Annotated in this window: 17 protein-coding genes and 1 tRNA gene; 5 read left to right on the forward strand and 13 right to left on the reverse strand. The window is 52.6% G+C overall.

Going from position 1 to position 17,484, the window contains the following annotated elements:
• Positions 1–85: 85 nt before the first annotated feature.
• Entirely contained in the window at positions 86–1,570 is a 1,485-nt protein-coding gene (gene gppA / locus FEK42_RS13590; protein ID WP_135493179.1) for a guanosine-5'-triphosphate,3'-diphosphate diphosphatase, read from the forward strand.
• A gap of 57 nt (positions 1,571–1,627) precedes the next feature.
• Here gppA and rep read toward each other — a convergent pair whose 3' ends face one another.
• Positions 1,628–3,649 (reverse strand): DNA helicase Rep, encoded by a 2,022-nt coding sequence (gene rep / locus FEK42_RS13595; protein WP_138211861.1) that lies wholly within the window; start codon positions 3,647–3,649, stop codon positions 1,628–1,630.
• 86 nt (positions 3,650–3,735) lie between these two features.
• Here rep and ppiC point away from each other — a divergent pair, with 86 nt between their 5' ends.
• On the forward strand, positions 3,736–4,017 hold the full coding sequence (ppiC, locus tag FEK42_RS13600; RefSeq protein ID WP_001140251.1) for a peptidylprolyl isomerase PpiC: 282 nt from the start codon (positions 3,736–3,738) through the stop codon (positions 4,015–4,017).
• A 45-nt stretch (positions 4,018–4,062) separates the two neighbouring features.
• On the opposite strand, the gene ilvC is transcribed toward ppiC, so the two are convergent.
• Positions 4,063–5,538, reverse strand: a complete 1,476-nt coding sequence (ilvC, locus tag FEK42_RS13605; protein WP_000024951.1) for a ketol-acid reductoisomerase — start codon at positions 5,536–5,538, stop codon at positions 4,063–4,065.
• A 149-nt stretch (positions 5,539–5,687) separates the two neighbouring features.
• Between ilvC and ilvY the strand changes: the two genes are divergently transcribed.
• Positions 5,688–6,575 carry an HTH-type transcriptional activator IlvY gene (gene ilvY, locus FEK42_RS13610; RefSeq protein WP_135403528.1) on the forward strand — a complete coding sequence of 296 codons (888 nt, stop codon included), beginning with the start codon at positions 5,688–5,690 and terminating at the stop codon, positions 6,573–6,575.
• A gap of 2 nt (positions 6,576–6,577) precedes the next feature.
• Here ilvY and FEK42_RS13615 read toward each other — a convergent pair whose 3' ends face one another.
• The 9 genes from FEK42_RS13615 to ilvL form a co-directional block, all read right to left on the reverse strand.
• Entirely contained in the window at positions 6,578–6,919 is a 342-nt protein-coding gene (locus FEK42_RS13615; protein ID WP_130258653.1) for a helix-turn-helix domain-containing protein, read from the reverse strand.
• Complete coding sequence (locus tag FEK42_RS13620) at positions 6,916–7,233, reverse strand: type II toxin-antitoxin system RelE/ParE family toxin (protein WP_165383357.1); 318 nt, start codon at positions 7,231–7,233, stop codon at positions 6,916–6,918. The genes FEK42_RS13615 and FEK42_RS13620 overlap by 4 nt, the downstream gene beginning before the upstream one ends.
• A gap of 305 nt (positions 7,234–7,538) precedes the next feature.
• Positions 7,539–9,083 (reverse strand): threonine ammonia-lyase, biosynthetic, encoded by a 1,545-nt coding sequence (gene ilvA, locus FEK42_RS13625; RefSeq protein WP_044867235.1) that lies wholly within the window; start codon positions 9,081–9,083, stop codon positions 7,539–7,541.
• A 2-nt stretch (positions 9,084–9,085) separates the two neighbouring features.
• Positions 9,086–10,936 (reverse strand): dihydroxy-acid dehydratase, encoded by a 1,851-nt coding sequence (gene ilvD / locus FEK42_RS13630; protein WP_135493178.1) that lies wholly within the window; start codon positions 10,934–10,936, stop codon positions 9,086–9,088.
• A 64-nt stretch (positions 10,937–11,000) separates the two neighbouring features.
• Positions 11,001–11,930 (reverse strand): branched-chain-amino-acid transaminase, encoded by a 930-nt coding sequence (gene ilvE / locus FEK42_RS13635; RefSeq protein WP_000208520.1) that lies wholly within the window; start codon positions 11,928–11,930, stop codon positions 11,001–11,003.
• A gap of 19 nt (positions 11,931–11,949) precedes the next feature.
• On the reverse strand, positions 11,950–12,213 hold the full coding sequence (gene ilvM / locus FEK42_RS13640; protein ID WP_000983255.1) for an acetolactate synthase 2 small subunit: 264 nt from the start codon (positions 12,211–12,213) through the stop codon (positions 11,950–11,952).
• The gene (gene ilvG / locus FEK42_RS13645) at positions 12,210–13,856 is read right to left on the reverse strand and encodes an acetolactate synthase 2 catalytic subunit (protein ID WP_135493177.1); all 1,647 of its coding nucleotides are present in this window, start codon (positions 13,854–13,856) and stop codon (positions 12,210–12,212) included. The genes ilvM and ilvG overlap by 4 nt, the downstream gene beginning before the upstream one ends.
• Before the next feature lie 2 nt (positions 13,857–13,858).
• Positions 13,859–13,909: a peptide IlvX gene (ilvX, locus tag FEK42_RS13650; protein WP_001387183.1), complete on the reverse strand. Its 51-nt coding sequence runs from the start codon at positions 13,907–13,909 to the stop codon at positions 13,859–13,861.
• Positions 13,910–13,995: 86 nt separating this feature from the next.
• Positions 13,996–14,094, reverse strand: coding sequence for an ilv operon leader peptide (gene ilvL, locus FEK42_RS13655; RefSeq protein WP_001311244.1), 99 nt, complete (start codon positions 14,092–14,094; stop codon positions 13,996–13,998).
• 350 nt (positions 14,095–14,444) lie between these two features.
• On the opposite strand from ilvL, the gene FEK42_RS13660 reads away from it, so the two are divergent.
• A complete protein-coding gene (locus FEK42_RS13660; protein WP_130209372.1) occupies positions 14,445–15,965 on the forward strand; it encodes a YifB family Mg chelatase-like AAA ATPase in 1,521 nt (506 codons plus the stop codon).
• Between the two features lie 24 nt (positions 15,966–15,989).
• On the opposite strand, the gene maoP is transcribed toward FEK42_RS13660, so the two are convergent.
• Positions 15,990–16,328 (reverse strand): macrodomain Ori organization protein MaoP, encoded by a 339-nt coding sequence (maoP, locus tag FEK42_RS13665; RefSeq protein WP_000841001.1) that lies wholly within the window; start codon positions 16,326–16,328, stop codon positions 15,990–15,992.
• A gap of 118 nt (positions 16,329–16,446) precedes the next feature.
• Here maoP and hdfR point away from each other — a divergent pair, with 118 nt between their 5' ends.
• Complete coding sequence (gene hdfR / locus FEK42_RS13670; protein WP_130209370.1) at positions 16,447–17,286, forward strand: HTH-type transcriptional regulator HdfR; 840 nt, start codon at positions 16,447–16,449, stop codon at positions 17,284–17,286.
• A 95-nt stretch (positions 17,287–17,381) separates the two neighbouring features.
• On the opposite strand, the gene FEK42_RS13675 is transcribed toward hdfR, so the two are convergent.
• Positions 17,382–17,457: transfer RNA gene (locus FEK42_RS13675), tRNA-Trp, on the reverse strand.
• Positions 17,458–17,484 lie beyond the last annotated feature (27 nt).

Raw genomic sequence — 17,484 nt, forward strand, 5'->3', positions numbered from 1 at the left:
GAATGAATCCCGACGAGCTTATTGTAGTAAGTGATTTGGGTGAAAGAACGCAGCCAACGCAGAGACAGATTGAAGGATGAAGAGTATGGGTTCCACCTCGTCGCTTTATGCCGCTATTGATCTCGGTTCGAATAGTTTTCATATGCTGGTTGTGCGCGAGGTGGCTGGCAGTATCCAGACGCTGACGCGAATTAAACGCAAAGTGCGTCTGGCTGCTGGCCTGAACAGCGAAAATGCCCTGTCTAATGAAGCAATGGAGCGCGGCTGGCAATGCCTGCGTCTGTTTGCTGAACGTTTGCAAGATATCCCTCCCTCGCAAATTCGCGTTGTCGCCACGGCGACGTTACGTCTTGCCGTTAATGCTGGTGATTTCATCGCTAAAGCGCAGGAAATCCTTGGCTGTCCGGTACAGGTCATTAGCGGTGAAGAGGAAGCACGCCTGATTTATCAGGGCGTTGCTCACACCACTGGCGGTGCCGATCAGCGCCTGGTGGTAGATATCGGCGGCGCCAGTACTGAACTGGTAACCGGCACCGGCGCACAAACGACATCCTTGTTCAGCCTGTCTATGGGCTGCGTTACCTGGCTTGAGCGCTATTTTGCCGATCGTAATCTGGGGCAAGAAAACTTTGTCGCAGCCGAACAAGCCGCGCGCGAAGTGCTACGTCCAGTTGCCGATGAATTGCGCTATCACGGCTGGAAGGTGTGCGTTGGTGCTTCCGGCACCGTGCAGGCTTTGCAGGAAATCATGATGGCGCAGGGTATGGATGAACGCATTACTCTGGCGAAATTGCAGCAACTGAAACAGCGCGCTATTCACTGTGGCAGGCTGGAAGAGTTGGAAATCGAAGGGTTGACGCTGGAACGCGCGTTAGTATTCCCAAGTGGTCTGGCGATCCTGATAGCCATTTTTACCGAGCTGAATATCCAGTGTATGACGCTGGCCGGCGGCGCACTGCGTGAAGGCCTGGTTTACGGCATGTTACATCTGGCGGTCGAGCAGGATATTCGCAGCCGAACACTGCGTAATATTCAACGTCGCTTTATGATTGATACCGATCAAGCACAGCGTGTGGCTAAACTTGCCGCTAACTTGTTCGATCAGGTCGAAAATACCTGGCATCTTGAAGCGATTAGCCGCGATTTACTGATCAGCGCCTGTCAGCTTCATGAAATTGGCCTTAGCGTTGATTTCAAACAAGCGCCGCAACATGCCGCTTATCTGGTGCGTAACCTGGATCTTCCCGGTTTTACCCCCGCGCAGAAAAAGCTGCTGGCGACGTTATTACTCAACCAGACGAATCCGGTCGATCTCTCATCGCTGCATCAGCAAAATGCCGTACCGCCGCGCGTCGCAGAACAACTCTGTCGTTTACTGCGCCTCGCCATCATTTTTGCCAGCCGTCGTCGTGATGATTTAGTACCAGATATTAAATTACAGGCCGATCATGAGCAGTTGACCTTAACGCTGCCACAAGGTTGGCTGGCCCAGCATCCGCTGGGTACAGAGGTTATCGATCAAGAAAGCCAGTGGCAGAGCTATGTCCACTGGCCGCTGGAAGTGCATTAACGTGCAAGGTGCTGGATGCGATGCTGACGCATCTTTTCCGGCTTCCCCAGGGAGTGATTATTTCCCTCGTTTTGCCGCCATCATCGCTTTCAGATTCGCCAGATGGCTTTGCCCTTTCTGCATCCGTTCTTCGGCACTGACCACTTTGCGCTCCTGTTCCCAAACCAGATCATCCTGCGGCAGCTCCAGCAGGAAGCGGCTCGGCTCCGGGCGTACCAGTTCGCCGTACTGACGGCGTTCTTTACACAGTGTAAAGGTCAATTCCTTCTGGGCGCGGGTGATGCCGACATAAGCCAGTCGCCGCTCCTCATCGATATTATCTTCATCGATGCTGCTCTGGTGCGGCAAAAAACCTTCTTCCATACCGACCATGTAGACATAGGGAAACTCCAGCCCTTTCGACGCGTGCAGAGTCATCAGTTGCACCTGATCCAGTTCTTCCTCGCTTTCCCCCCGCTCCATCATGTCGCGAAGAGTAAAGCGCGTCACCACCTGGGTTAACGTCATCGGCTCATCCAGTTCACTGCCTTCCAGCATCTCCGTCATCCAGCTAAATAACTGGTTAACGTTCTTCATTCGCATTTCGGCAGCTTTCGGACTGGGCGATGTTTCATACAGCCAGGATTCATAATCCATGCCGTGGATCAGATCACGCACCGCGGCAATCGGCTCCCGCTCCGCCAGACGCTGGATTTCTGCCAACCAGTGAGTGAAGCGGGTCAATGCTTCATAACCACGTCCGCTAAGCGTCTGACTCAGGCCCATATCAAAGCTGGCGGTAAACATGCTTTTATTGCGCGTCATCGCCCACTCACCCAGCTTTTTCAGCGTAGCCGGGCCAATCTCTCGCTTCGGCGTGTTAACGATACGCAGAAATGCGCTGTCATCGTCCGGGTTAGTCAGCACGCGCAGATAAGCCAGCAAATCCTTGATTTCAGGACGAGAGAAAAACGACGTACCACCGGATATTTTGTACGGGATGCGGTTTTGCATCAGGAATTTTTCAAACACCCGCGACTGATGGTTACCGCGATAAAGGATGGCGTAATCTTTGTACTGCGTTTTATTGACGAAGTGATGCGCAATCAGTTCACCGGTGACGCGCTCGGCTTCATGTTCCTCGTTATTCGCGCTTAAAACTTTTAGCTCCGCGCCGTAGCCCAGTTCGGAGAACAGACGCTTTTCAAAGACGTGCGGGTTATTGGCGATCAGGATGTTCGCCGCTTTCAGAATACGTCCGGAAGAGCGGTAATTCTGCTCGAGCTTAATCACCTTCAACGCCGGGAAATCCTGACTCAGCAGCACCAGGTTTTGCGGACGTGCGCCGCGCCAGGAGTAGATCGACTGGTCATCATCACCCACCACGGTAAAGCGCGCGCGGCTGCCCACCAGCAGTTTCACCAGTTCATACTGGCTGGTGTTGGTGTCCTGATATTCATCCACCAGCAGGTAGCGAATTTTGTTCTGCCAGCGCTCGCGGACTTCTTCATTGCGTTGCAGAAGTAACGTTGGCAATAAAATCAGATCGTCGAAGTCGAGAACATTGCACGCTTTCAGGTGCGCATCATACAGTCCATAACAATGGGCAAAAATTCGATCCCGCTCGCCCTTTGCCTCTGCCGCCGCCTGCGCCGGTGTTTTTAGATCGTTTTTCCAATTGGAGATGGTCGAAATTAGCTGTTGCAAGAGAACTTTGTCATCTTCGATCAGCCCTTCGGTCAACTCTTTAAGCAAAGCAAGCTGATCGGTATCGTCAAACAACGAGAAGTTTGCCTTCATCCCCAATGCTGCATACTCGCGTTTGATGATATCCAGCCCCAGCGTGTGGAAGGTGGAGATCATCAGCCCGCGCGCCTCTTTACGCCCCAGCGTCTGCCCGACACGCTCTTTCATCTCGCGCGCCGCCTTATTGGTAAAGGTCACCGCCGCGATATGTCGCGCCTGATAACCGCAACCGCGGATCAGATGGGCGATTTTATTGGTGATAACACGAGTTTTACCGGAACCCGCGCCCGCCAGCACCAGGCAGGGGCCGGTAACGAATTCGACAGCTTGTTGTTGGCCGGGGTTTAGACGCATAGGAAAATCGCTCAATGAAAGTCGGGAGGGGAAAATAACAGCGTGGTAGTATAGCCAGCCTCATCCTTACCACTCAAGGCACGATCATGGCAAAAACAGCAGCAGCACTGCATATCCTTGTAAAAGAAGAGAAACTGGCTCTGGATCTTCTCGAGCAGATCAAGAACGGTGCCGATTTCGGCAAGCTGGCGAAGAAACACTCCATTTGCCCGTCAGGCAAACGCGGCGGTGATTTAGGTGAATTCCGCCAGGGTCAGATGGTTCCGGCGTTCGATAAAGTGGTTTTCTCTTGTCCTGTACTGGAGCCAACCGGCCCGCTGCACACCCAGTTCGGTTACCACATCATTAAGGTGTTATACCGCAACTAACAGCAAGGCCTTCTCCAGGAGAAGGCCTTGAACTCTGAATCGCTATTAACCCGCAACAGCAATACGTTTCATATCCGTCATATAGCCGCGCAGTTTCTTACCTACCTGCTCAATCGCATGGCTGCGAATCGCTTCATTCACATCACGCAGCTGCGCGTTATCTACCGCACCTTCCGGAATAGCTTTACCCAGGTCGCCCGGTTGCAGCTCTGCCATAAACGGTTTCAGCAGCGGCACACAAGCGTAAGAGAACAGATAGTTACCGTACTCGGCGGTATCAGAGATAACCACGTTCATTTCGTACAGACGCTTACGGGCGATGGTGTTGGCAATCAACGGCAGTTCGTGCAGTGATTCATAGTAGGCAGACTCTTCAATGATGCCGGAATCAACCATCGTTTCGAACGCCAGCTCAACGCCCGCTTTCACCATTGCGATCATCAATACGCCTTTATCGAAATACTCCTGCTCGCCGATTTTGCCTTCATACTGCGGCGCGGTTTCGAACGCGGTTTTGCCGGTCTCTTCACGCCAGGTCAGCAGTTTTTTATCGTCGTTGGCCCAGTCAGCCATCATGCCGGAGGAGAATTCGCCGGAGATGATGTCGTCCATATGTTTCTGGAACAGCGGTGCCATGATCTCTTTCAGTTGCTCAGAGAGCGCGTAAGCTCGCAGTTTCGCTGGGTTAGAGAGACGGTCCATCATCAGGGTGATGCCGCCCTGTTTCAGTGCTTCGGTGATGGTTTCCCAGCCGAACTGAATCAGTTTTTCTGCGTATGCCGGATCGGTGCCTTCTTCCACCAGCTTGTCGAAGCACAGCAGAGAGCCAGCCTGTAACATACCGCACAGAATAGTTTGCTCGCCCATCAGGTCAGATTTCACTTCCGCAACGAAAGAGGATTCCAGCACGCCCGCACGGTGACCACCGGTTGCTGCCGCCCACGCTTTGGCAATCGCCATACCTTCGCCTTTCGGATCGTTTTCCGGATGAACGGCAATCAGCGTCGGTACGCCGAATCCACGTTTGTACTCTTCACGTACTTCGGTGCCAGGGCATTTCGGCGCAACCATTACTACGGTGATGTCTTTACGGATCTGCTCGCCCACTTCGACGATGTTGAAACCGTGCGAGTAACCCAGCGCCGCGCCGTCTTTCATCAGTGGCTGTACGGTGCGCACTACATCAGAGTGCTGCTTGTCCGGCGTCAGGTTGACCACCAGATCCGCCTGCGGGATCAGTTCTTCGTAAGTACCCACTTTAAAACCGTTTTCGGTCGCTTTACGCCAGGATGCACGCTTCTCGGCAATCGCTTCTTTACGTAGAGCGTAGGAGATATCGAGACCAGAATCACGCATGTTCAGGCCCTGGTTCAGACCCTGTGCGCCACAGCCGACGATGACTACTTTTTTACCCTGAAGGTAGCTCGCGCCATCAGCGAATTCGTCGCGACCCATAAAGCGACATTTGCCCAGCTGAGCCAGCTGCTGGCGCAGATTCAGTGTATTGAAGTAGTTAGCCATGGTGATTCCTCGTGATGTTGTGCTTCTTATTGTTCAGTTCGCGTTTGCGAGATTGAATTCACTATATGACAGGAAATTTATTGCGGAAATTGATATATTCACAACGTCACATTGCAATTTCTGCAACGTCAAGATTGAGGGCTGCGCCATTGGATTTACGCGATCTGAAAACCTTCCTGCATCTGGCGGAAAGCCGCCATTTTGGCCGCAGCGCGCGGGCGATGCACGTAAGCCCATCCACGCTCTCACGGCAGATTCAGCGCCTGGAAGAAGATCTTGGTCAGCCGCTGTTTGTGCGCGATAACCGCACGGTAACGCTGACGGAAGCGGGGGAAGAGCTGCGTGTTTTCGCCCAGCAAACGCTGTTGCAGTATCAGCAACTGCGCCACACCATCGATCAGCAAGGGCCGTCGCTCTCAGGAGAATTACATATCTTCTGCTCGGTGACCGCCGCTTACAGCCATCTTCCACCGATTCTCGACCGCTTCCGCGCGGAACATCCGTCAGTGGAGATTAAACTCACTACTGGTGATGCGGCAGATGCGATGGAAAAGGTGGTCACTGGCGAAGCGGATCTGGCAATTGCCGGGAAACCGGAGACGTTACCCGGCGCAGTGGCGTTTTCGATGCTGGAGAATCTGACGGTGGTGCTGATCGCGCCTGCCCTACCGTGCCCGGTGCGTAATCAGGTTTCGGTAGAGAAGCCGGACTGGTCTACAGTGCCGTTTATCATGGCCGATCAGGGACCGGTACGCCGCCGCATTGAACTGTGGTTTCGACGCAATAAAATCAGCAACCCGATGATTTACGCCACGGTTGGCGGACATGAAGCGATGGTATCGATGGTGGCGCTCGGCTGCGGCGTGGCTTTGTTGCCGGAAGTGGTGCTGGAAAACAGCCCGGAACCGGTGCGTAACCGCGTGATGATTTTAGAGCGCAGCGATGAGAAAACGCCGTTTGAGCTGGGCGTTTGTGCACAAAAAAAGCGGCTGCATGAGCCGCTGATTGAGGCGTTCTGGAAGATTTTGCCGAATTAGTTTTACGGCCCCACCATTACCCGAACGGGCTTCCCAATACGACTTAGCATATTCACCAAAGCATCGATGGTGAATTTGCTGCATTTCTTGTTGACGACATCAGAGACGCGCGGCCGTGATATATGTAAAACGGTTGCCACCTCGGCCTGCTTCATCTGGTTTTGCTTAATCCAGAGGGTAATTTCTTCCATGAGCTGTTCTTTGATGACTAACGTGTTTTCAATTTCACTCAGGGAATCAGCGTAAAGCTTTTCAGCTTCCTGCTTATCAAACCCCAAATCAGCAAAAACATTACCGCCAGATGGCGTCACATGGCGAATATCACTATCAGTTTTGGCAATCACAGGCTGTTTCTCCGTTGTTGCACCACCCGGTTATAACGCGTTCTGGCGATGTTTTTATCGTGCTGACTGGTTTGTTGCGTCTGTTTCTGGAAACTATGCAAAACGTAGAGCGCTTCTACGAACTTCGCAACATACATAACGCGATAGATGCCATTGTTGTCACGAATACGAATTTCATTTACCCCAGCCCCAATTTCTGAAAACGGTTTCCAGTCATCGGGTTCAATTCCATACTGAATTTTGTGAAGCTGATAACCGACGGCTTTACGTACCGTTATGGGAAAAGCCAGGAGATCCTCCAGAGAAGATCCCACCCATCGAATTTCTTTTTCATTGGAGAGAGCTAGGGTGAGTAACATAATATCCTTGTGTATAAAATTTTATACATTGCTTTTGACTGGTGCAAGTGATAGCGGTGCAAAAATAACCAAAATGGCGGTGCTAACGATATTGTGAGCCGAGTTTCACCACAAGCAGGTTGAGCGCCTTCTGGAAAACGTCTCGCAAAATTGAATGAGTGGATGCTTCGGACTGGCAGAAAAGCCCAATAACTGAGGGAAGATCATATCTGGATATTAGGCCCACTTTACTTTGTGGGCCTGAAAACCGAAAAGCTGAGTTAACCCGCCAAAAAGAATCTAAACGCCGGGTTATTGGTTTCGTCGTGGCAATCGTAGCCCAGTTCATTCAGCCGGGTTTCAAAATCCGGTTCATGGTCGCCAAGCTCAAACGCCGCCAGCACGCGTCCGTAGTCAGTACCATGACTGCGATAATGGAACAACGAAATGTTCCAGTGCGTACCCAGCGTGTTGAGAAAGCGCAACAGCGCGCCAGGCGATTCCGGGAATTCGAAGCTGTAGAGGCGTTCCTGCAACGGATGCGATGGACGTCCGCCAACCATATAGCGCACGTGAAGCTTCGCCATTTCGTCGTCGGAGAGATCAACCACGCTGTAGCCGCCATCGTTGAGCATCTGCAAAATTTCTTTGCGCTCTTCGAGGCCGCGGCTTAAGCGCACGCCGACAAAGATGCAGGCGTTTTTGGCATCAGCAAAACGGTAGTTGAACTCGGTGACCGAGCGCCCGCCAAGCAGCTGGCAGAATTTGAGGAAACTGCCTTTTTCTTCCGGGATAGTCACCGCCAGCAACGCTTCACGCTGTTCACCCAATTCGCAGCGTTCCGAGACGTAGCGTAGGCCGTGGAAATTGACGTTTGCCCCCGAAAGTACATGCGCCAGTCTTTCTCCGCGAATGTTGTGCTGGGCGATATATTTTTTCATCCCCGCCAGCGCCAGCGCGCCAGACGGCTCCGCCACCGCGCGCACATCTTCGAACAGGTCTTTCATCGCCGCACAGATAGCATCGCTGTCGACGGTGATGATGTCGTCGAGATACTCCTGGCATAAACGGAAGGTTTCGTCGCCGATGCGTTTTACCGCAACGCCTTCAGCAAATAGCCCTACGCGCGGCAAATCAACGGGATGACCTGCATCCAGCGCCGCTTTCAGGCAGGCGGAGTCTTCCGCTTCTACGGCGATCACTTTGATTTGCGGCATCAGCTGTTTGATCAGCACTGCCACACCCGCCGCCAGGCCGCCGCCGCCGACCGGTACAAATACGCGATCAAGATGGGCATCCTGCTGGAGCAGTTCCAGCGCCAGCGTGCCTTGCCCGGCGATCACCATCGGATGATCGAACGGCGGTACCCAGGTGAAGCCCTGCTGCTGCGACAGTTCAATTGCTTTGGCTTTCGCTTCATCGAAGTTTGCGCCGTGAAGCAGCACTTCGCCACCGAAGCCGCGCACCGCATCAACTTTGATGTCAGCGGTGGCGGTTGGCATGACGATCAGCGCCTTCACGCCTAACCGTGCGGAGGAAAACGCGACGCCCTGCGCGTGGTTACCCGCCGAGGCGGTGATCACGCCGTGCGCTTTTTGTTCTTCCGTCAGGCCCGCCATCATGGCGTATGCGCCGCGCAGCTTAAAGCTGTGCACTGGCTGGCGGTCTTCGCGCTTCACCAGAATCACGTTATCAAGACGCGACGACAGCTTTTCCATTTTCTGTAGCGGCGTGACCTGTGCCGCTTCATAGACCGGTGCGCGTAGCACCGCTCTTAAATATTCGGCACCTTCCGGGGCGCCGGACAGGGGTTGCGAGTCAGCCATCATTAACCCCCCAGTTTCGATTTATCGCGCACCGCGCCTTTGTCGGCGCTGGTCGCCAGGCTGGCGTAGGCACGCAGGGCAAAGGAAACCTGGCGTTCACGGTTTTTCGGCGTCCAGGCCTGGTCACCACGGGCTTCCTGCGCTTCACGACGCGCGGCAATTTCCTGGTCGCTCAGTTGCAACTGAATGCCGCGATTCGGAATGTCGATTTCGATCAGGTCGCCATCTTCAATGATCGCGATATTGCCGCCGCTTGCCGCTTCCGGTGAAACGTGGCCGATGGAAAGACCGGAAGTGCCGCCAGAGAAACGACCATCGGTGATCAACGCACAGGCTTTGCCAAGGCCCATCGATTTCAGGAAGGTGGTCGGATAGAGCATTTCCTGCATCCCAGGGCCGCCTTTCGGGCCTTCGTAACGGATCACAACAACATCACCCGCGACGACTTTACCGCCGAGAATTGCTTCTACCGCATCGTCCTGGCTTTCGTATACTTTCGCCGGGCCGGTGAATTTGAGGATGCTGTCATCCACACCTGCGGTTTTCACGATGCAGCCGTTTTCCGCAAAGTTACCATAGAGTACCGCCAGGCCGCCGTCTTTGCTGTACGCGTGCTCCAGCGAGCGGATGCAGCCATTGGCGCGGTCGTCATCGAGAGAATCCCAACGGCAATCCTGCGAGAACGCCTGGGTGGTACGAATGCCCGCCGGGCCTGCACGGAACATATTTTTCACCGCATCATCCTGGGTCAGCATAACGTCGTATTGTTCCAGCGTTTGCGGCAACGTCAGGCCAAGTACGTTTTTCACATCACGGTTCAGTAACCCCGCGCGATCCAGTTCGCCGAGAATACCGATAACACCACCAGCACGATGAACATCTTCCATATGGTATTTCTGGGTGCTCGGCGCAACTTTACACAGCTGCGGAACCTTTCGGGAAAGTTTATCGATATCACTCATGGTGAAGTCGATTTCCGCTTCCTGCGCCGCCGCCAGCAGGTGAAGTACCGTGTTGGTAGAACCGCCCATTGCGATATCCAGCGTCATGGCGTTTTCAAACGCCGCCTTACTGGCGATATTACGCGGCAGTGCACTTTCGTCGTTTTGCTCGTAGTAACGTTTGGTCAATTCAACAATGCGTTTACCGGCATTGAGGAACAGCTGCTTACGGTCGGCGTGGGTCGCCAGCAGCGAGCCATTACCCGGCTGCGACAGGCCCAGCGCTTCGGTCAGGCAGTTCATCGAGTTAGCGGTAAACATCCCGGAGCAGGAACCGCAGGTTGGGCAGGCGGAACGTTCAACCTGATCGCTCTGGGAGTCAGAGACTTTCGGGTCTGCGCCCTGGATCATCGCATCAACCAGATCGAGCTTGATGATCTGATCGGACAGTTTGGTTTTCCCGGCCTCCATCGGGCCGCCGGAAACGAAGATCACCGGAATATTCAGGCGCAGGGAAGCCATCAGCATCCCCGGGGTGATTTTGTCGCAGTTAGAGATGCAGACCATGGCGTCGGCGCAATGGGCGTTGACCATATACTCAACGGAATCAGCGATCAGTTCGCGAGATGGCAGTGAATAAAGCATCCCCCCGTGGCCCATGGCAATCCCATCATCCACCGCAATGGTGTTGAACTCTTTGGCAACACCGCCAGCCGCTTCAATTTGTTCGGCGACCAGTTTACCGAGATCGCGCAGATGGACGTGACCCGGTACAAATTGGGTGAACGAGTTCACAACCGCGATAATCGGCTTACCGAAATCGGCGTCGGTCATTCCGGTGGCGCGCCACAGCGCACGAGCACCCGCCATATTACGACCATGAGTGGTGGTGGCGGAACGGTACTTAGGCATACTTTATTTACTCCCAGTGTCTGTCTCGTAAATGGGACGGTGCGTGCCGTCCCATTTTTTGTATTTATTGATTAACTTGATCTAACCAGCCCCATTTATCTTCGGTTTCGCCAGTGAAGAGGCCGAAGAAGGCTTGCTGGATGCGTTTGGTAACCGGGCCGCAACGGCCTTCGCCTACCTGAATCCCGTCTACGCTGCGCACTGGCGTGATTTCTGCCGCCGTACCGGACATAAACACTTCATCCGCCAGGTACAGTGATTCGCGCGACAGCACCTGCTCACGCACTTCAATTCCCAGCTCTTTCGCCAGTTTGATGATGGCGTCACGGGTGATACCCGGCAGCGCGGAAGAGGTAAACGGTGGGGTGAACAGCACACCGTCTTTCACTTCAAACAGGTTTTCGCCTGCGCCTTCAGAGATATAACCGTTCACATCCAGCGCGATACCTTCCTGATAACCGTGGCGGCGCGCTTCGCTACCCACCAGCAGGGAAGAGAGGTAGTTACCACCGGCTTTTGCCGCGGTTGGGATGGTGTTTGGTGCTGCGCGGTTCCAGGAGGAAACCATCGCATCGATCCCCTGCTCCAGCGCTTCTGCCCCCAGATACGCTCCCCACGGGAAAGCAGCGATAATCACGTCGGTGGAGTATCCCGCAGGCGGGTTTACGCCCATGCCAACATCACCGACGAAGATCAGCGGACGGATATAGGCGCTGGTGAGATTGTTTTTGCGGATCACGTCACGACAAGCTTCCATCAGCTCATCAATGCTCTGCGAAACCGGGAAGCGATAGATTTTGGCGGAGTCATGCAGACGCTGCATATGCTCACGATGGCGGAATACAACCGGTCCTTTGTGCGAGTCGTAGCAACGGATGCCTTCAAAAACCGAGGTGCCATAGTGCAGCGCGTGCGACATCACATGCACCTTCGCGTCTTCCCAGCGAACCATCTCCCCATTGAACCAAATGTAATCAGCTTTCTTCGTGGTCATTTTTATATTCCTTTTGCGCTCAGGCGCGGATTTGTTGTGATGTGGTTGTGCTCTGGCAGATGGCAACGTGTGCGACGTCCACCAGTTTATTTAACTGACTAAACAGTAAGTCGACCGACCGTGGGCTGGCAACGGTCAATTCGATATTTATATTTTGTGCATCGCTGGCGGCGGCCATATTCATTGAGCAGACGTGGAAACCACGATGACGCACCACGCGTAAAACACGTTCTAAGGTTTCCGGATTGAAGCGAGCCGATACATTGACCTGATGTTGCATCATGATAATTTCTCCAACATTTCTGAATTACTGGCACCAGGCGGCACCAGCGGCCAGACGTTCTCAAGTTCGTCGATTGAGACATGAAGCAGGTATGGCCCATCACTGTTCAGCATGGTGTCGAGTGCCGCTTCAACCTGGTCTTTACGGGTGATGTGTTGGCCAGGGATGCCGAAGGCGCTGGCTAACATGAGGAAATCGGGGTTATCGGTAAGGGTGGTTTCGCTGTATCGTTCCTGGAAAAACAGTTGCTGCCATTGTCGAACCATCCCTAACCGTTGGTTATCGAGTAAGACGATTTTCAACGGTAACTGCTTGCGTTTTACGGTGCCCAGCTCTTGCACATTCATCATGAAAGAGCCGTCACCGGAGATACAGACAACGGTATCGTTCGGTCGTGCGACTTGCGCGCCAACCGCTGCCGGTAAACCGAATCCCATAGTGCCTAAGCCGCTGGAGGTGATGAAATTTTCCGGGCGAGTATGGGCGATGTGCTGCGCAGCCCACATCTGGTGCTGCCCCACATCTGTGGTCACGACGCAATCCGCAGGTTTACGATCTGACAGTTGTTTTAACAACAACGGCGCGTAGATAGCATCACCGGGATGGTCGTAACGCCAGGCATGTTCATCACGCAGCTGCGCGCAGTATTGCTGCCAGTCATTGATATTTAACGTGTGCTGTAACGCAGGCAACAGCGTGTTTAAATCACCCTGTAATGCCACATGCACCTGACGCAGCTTGTTCATTTCTGCCGGGTCGATATCCATATGGATAACACTGGCGTGCGGTGCGAAGGTGTTCAGCTTGCCGGTCACCCGGTCATCAAAACGTGCACCTATGGCGATCAGTAAATCACATTCCTGCACCGCGAAGTTCGCCGCTTTGGTGCCGTGCATTCCCAGCATTCCCAGATAGTACGGATAATCCGCTTCAACTGCGCCCAGCCCTTTCAGCGTACAGGTGGCAGGCATTTTTGTGGCAGCGAGAAATTCACGCAAAGCAGGAACCGCCTGTGCCATGCCCACGCCACCGCCAACGTACAGCATCGGTTTTTGCGCTTTTGCCAGCATCTGGCGCGCTTGCTCGACTTCGGCATGTGGGAAAGTCACTTCGTTTTCAACGGTGGTGAACCACGGTTCCAGATCGCCGCTGGCTAACTGGATATCTTTTGGGATATCGACCAGAACTGGACCAGGACGACCTGAGCTGGCAACCTCAAACGCTTCGGCCATGATGCGCGGCAACTCTTCCAGCGACTGTACCAGGAAGCTGTGTTTGGTACAGGCTAATGACAATCCCAGGACATCCACTTCCTGAAATGCGTCGGTACCGATAAACGGAGCGGACACCTGACCGGTGATGGCAACAACAGGGATGGAATCTAACAGCGCGTCCGCAAGCCCGGTTATCAGGTTGGTTGCGCCCGGACCAGACGTGGCGATACATACGCCAGTTTTGCCAGTAGCACGGGCATAGCCGATAGCCGCCATTGCCGCTCCCTGCTCATGTCGGCACAGCAAGTGCTCCACGCCGCCGTCATACAATGCATCGTAAACCGGCATAATTGCGCCACCCGGATAACCGAAAACGGTGTTCACACCCTGTGCCCGCAACGCATGTACCACCCACTGTGCGCCATTCATAGTTAGTTCCCCGTCCTGAATCTTGAGAAACAGAATTTTGTACTGTTATTCATTGTCTGCTCCTCGGTTATGTTTTTAAGGTCAAAAAAAACCCCCGGACCTTTCGGTGCGGGGGTCTTAGTTCGTTAAGGCTTGATCTTTAAGCCTTTCCTCGTCCAAGTGCAGCCCCGCACGGTGGGATAATAATCACCACCACGCTAATCACGACCAGGCTAATCACTCGTAGAAGGGCTGTCATTTTGTCTTTTCTTGCATCTTGTTCGAAGGAATACCTAAAGAGTTACCATAGATTTTGCGAATAGCACAAGATATTTTTTAATCATATTTTGTTGCATTCCCAATCATTTCGATAAAAACCATTGTTTTTTATATAAAAAAAGATGAGTGAAAAAAATTCAATTCCCGTATATTTCTTACCCTCGCCCAGAGGCTAAGTTTTTTACTTCTCAATTTTGCGAGAGTCATTCCATCACTCATACAACTCAGTTCACGTTGCATAAATAAACGGGAATCAGCCGCTAATTAACGCAATCTGGCAGACTACAGCAGCGATCTCTTATGCTCATAATAGTGGCTCAAGGAGGGCTTATGTCACTGTCAATTGTTCATACTCGTGCAGCTCTGGGAGTAAACGCACCCCCGATCACTGTTGAGGTACATATAAGTAAAGGTCTACCAGGATTAACGATGGTGGGCTTACCAGAAACAACGGTAAAAGAAGCACGCGATCGCGTGCGCAGCGCCATTATCAATAGCGGATATGAATATCCGGCGAAAAAAATCACCATTAACCTTGCACCAGCCGACCTGCCGAAAGAAGGAGGGCGATATGATTTACCTATTGCTATTGCTTTGCTGGCAGCCTCTGAACAGCTTACAGCCAATAAGTTACATGAATATGAATTAGTCGGGGAACTGGCGCTTACAGGCGCTCTGCGCGGCGTTCCTGGCGCAATCTCCAGTGCAACTGAAGCCATTAAGTCAGGCAGAAAAATTATCGTCGCGAAAGATAACGAAGATGAAGTGGGGCTAATTAACGGTGAAGGATGCCTGATAGCCGATCATCTGCAGGCTGTCTGTGCGTTTCTCGAAGGTAAGCATGCTCTCGAACGCCCGTCACCAACTGATGTTGTATCCCGGATATTACAACATGATCTCAGTGATGTTGTCGGTCAGGAGCAAGGAAAGCGAGGGCTGGAAATTACCGCCGCAGGGGGCCACAACCTTTTACTGATTGGACCACCAGGAACAGGTAAAACAATGCTCGCCAGCCGTATTAATGGCTTATTGCCAGATTTAAGTAATGAAGAAGCTCTGGAGAGTGCCGCAATATTAAGCCTGGTGAATGCCGAGTCAGTGCAAAAACAATGGCGGCAGCGCCCGTTCCGCTCACCGCATCACAGTGCGTCGTTAACTGCGATGGTGGGCGGTGGTGCAATTCCAGGGCCAGGTGAAATTTCGCTGGCGCATAACGGCGTGCTTTTTCTTGATGAGCTACCTGAATTTGAACGGCGTACACTGGATGCCTTGCGAGAGCCGATTGAATCCGGGCAGATCCATCTTTCACGCACTCGAGCAAAAATAACCTATCCAGCCCGTTTCCAGCTTGTCGCGGCGATGAACCCCAGCCCTACCGGACATTATCAGGGAAACCATAACCGCTGCACACCAGAACAAACATTACGTTATCTCAACCGACTCTCTGGTCCCTTTCTTGACCGCTTTGACCTTTCACTGGAGATCCCATTACCGCCCCCCGGCATTTTGAGTAAAGCGGTAGTGCCAGGAGAAAGCAGCGCCACCGTTAAACAACGTGTAATGGCCGCCAGAGAGCGCCAATTTAAGCGGCAGAATAAACTGAATGCCTGGCTGGATAGCCCGGAAATACGGCAATTCTGCAAGCTTGAGAGCGCAGATGCGCAGTGGCTGGAAGAAACGCTGATCCATCTGGGGTTATCGATTCGTGCCTGGCAGCGATTACTGAAAGTAGCACGAACCATTGCTGATATTGATCAGTCTGACATCATCACACGCCAGCATTTGCAGGAGGCGGTTAGCTATCGTGCGATTGACCGCTTGCTCATCCATTTGCAAAAACTGCTGACATAAAAAAAGGGCATTTCGCCCTTTTTATTAATCGTCGGAATCGGTGTAGTCTTCAGCACCTTCGACCTGCGGTTTACCGCCGGAAAGGGTATGAAAACGTTTTGGACGTTTAATACGCGTCATATACTTGGACCACACGCGTTCTGCTTCTGTCACTGGCTCACGTTCGCCACGGCATACTGCTACGAAGAGTTTCTCTTCCTCGGTAACCGGCTCGCGCTTGCCGAGATCCAGCTCATTGAAGGCATAACCATGACGCTCAAGCAGTTGTGCCTCTTTGATGGTGAAATCACCATGACGAGAGAATCCACGTGGATAATGTTTATTGTCGAAATATCGATTAGTCGTCGTAAAGCTTTCCGCCATCCTGCACGCTCCTAATTCTTTGACCGAGCTAGTTATGGCGCGGAGTATTAGTTACGCTTGACAGAGTGTAAAACAAAACATTTAAATCATAACGACAAATAATTTTGCGGAGAGCACTGTGGATACGGAATTGTTAAAAACTTTCCTGGAAGTTAGCCGAACGCGTCACTTTGGTCGAGCGGCTGAATCGCTCTATCTAACCCAATCAGCCGTGAGCTTTCGAATCAGACAACTGGAAAATCAACTGGGTGTGAATCTTTTCACCCGCCATAGAAACAATATCCGTTTAACCGCTGCCGGAGAAAAGCTTCTGCCTTATGCAGAAACGCTCATGAGCACCTGGCAGGCCGCCCGCAAGGAGGTGGCGCATACCTCACGACATAATGAGTTTTCTATCGGTGCCAGCGCCTCGCTGTGGGAGTGTATGCTTAATCAGTGGCTGGGGCGCTTGTATCAGAATCAGGATGCCCACACAGGCTTGCAATTTGAAGCGCGGATTGCTCAACGACAGTCTCTGGTAAAACAGCTACATGAACGTCAACTTGATCTTCTTATTACCACTGAAGCGCCCAAAATGGACGAATTTAGTAGCCAGTTGTTGGGACATTTCACTTTAGCGCTCTATGCCAGCGCCCCCTCTAAGTTAAAGGGTGATCTTAACTATCTGCGTCTGGAATGGGGGCCGGATTTTCAACAGCATGAGACAGGTTTGATCGGTGCTGATGAAGTTCCAATCCTGACAACCAGTTCTGCTGAACTGGCACAACAACAGATTGAAATGCTTAATGGCTGCACCTGGCTACCGGTAAGTTGGGCGCGCAAAAAAGGCGGTTTGCATACTGTTGTCGACAGTACAACACTTTCACGGCCGCTCTATGCCATATGGCTGCAAAATAGCGACAAACACGCGCTGATTCGAGATCTATTGAAAATTAACGTACTAGATGAAGTGTATTAATCTGAATGGCTGGCAAGGACGCCGGTGGAAGGATTTACTTCGGAGAGGGTTGTTTTAGATAAAAAAAATCCTTAGCTTTCGCTAAGGATGATTTCTGGCAGGGGCGGAGAGACTCGAACTCCCAACACCCGGTTTTGGAGACCGGTGCTCTACCAATTGAACTACGCCCCTAATTAGGGTGGCGGAACGGACGGGACT

Source organism: Escherichia sp. E2748, from assembly GCF_005781125.1.
Classification (GTDB): Bacteria; Pseudomonadota; Gammaproteobacteria; order Enterobacterales; family Enterobacteriaceae; genus Escherichia.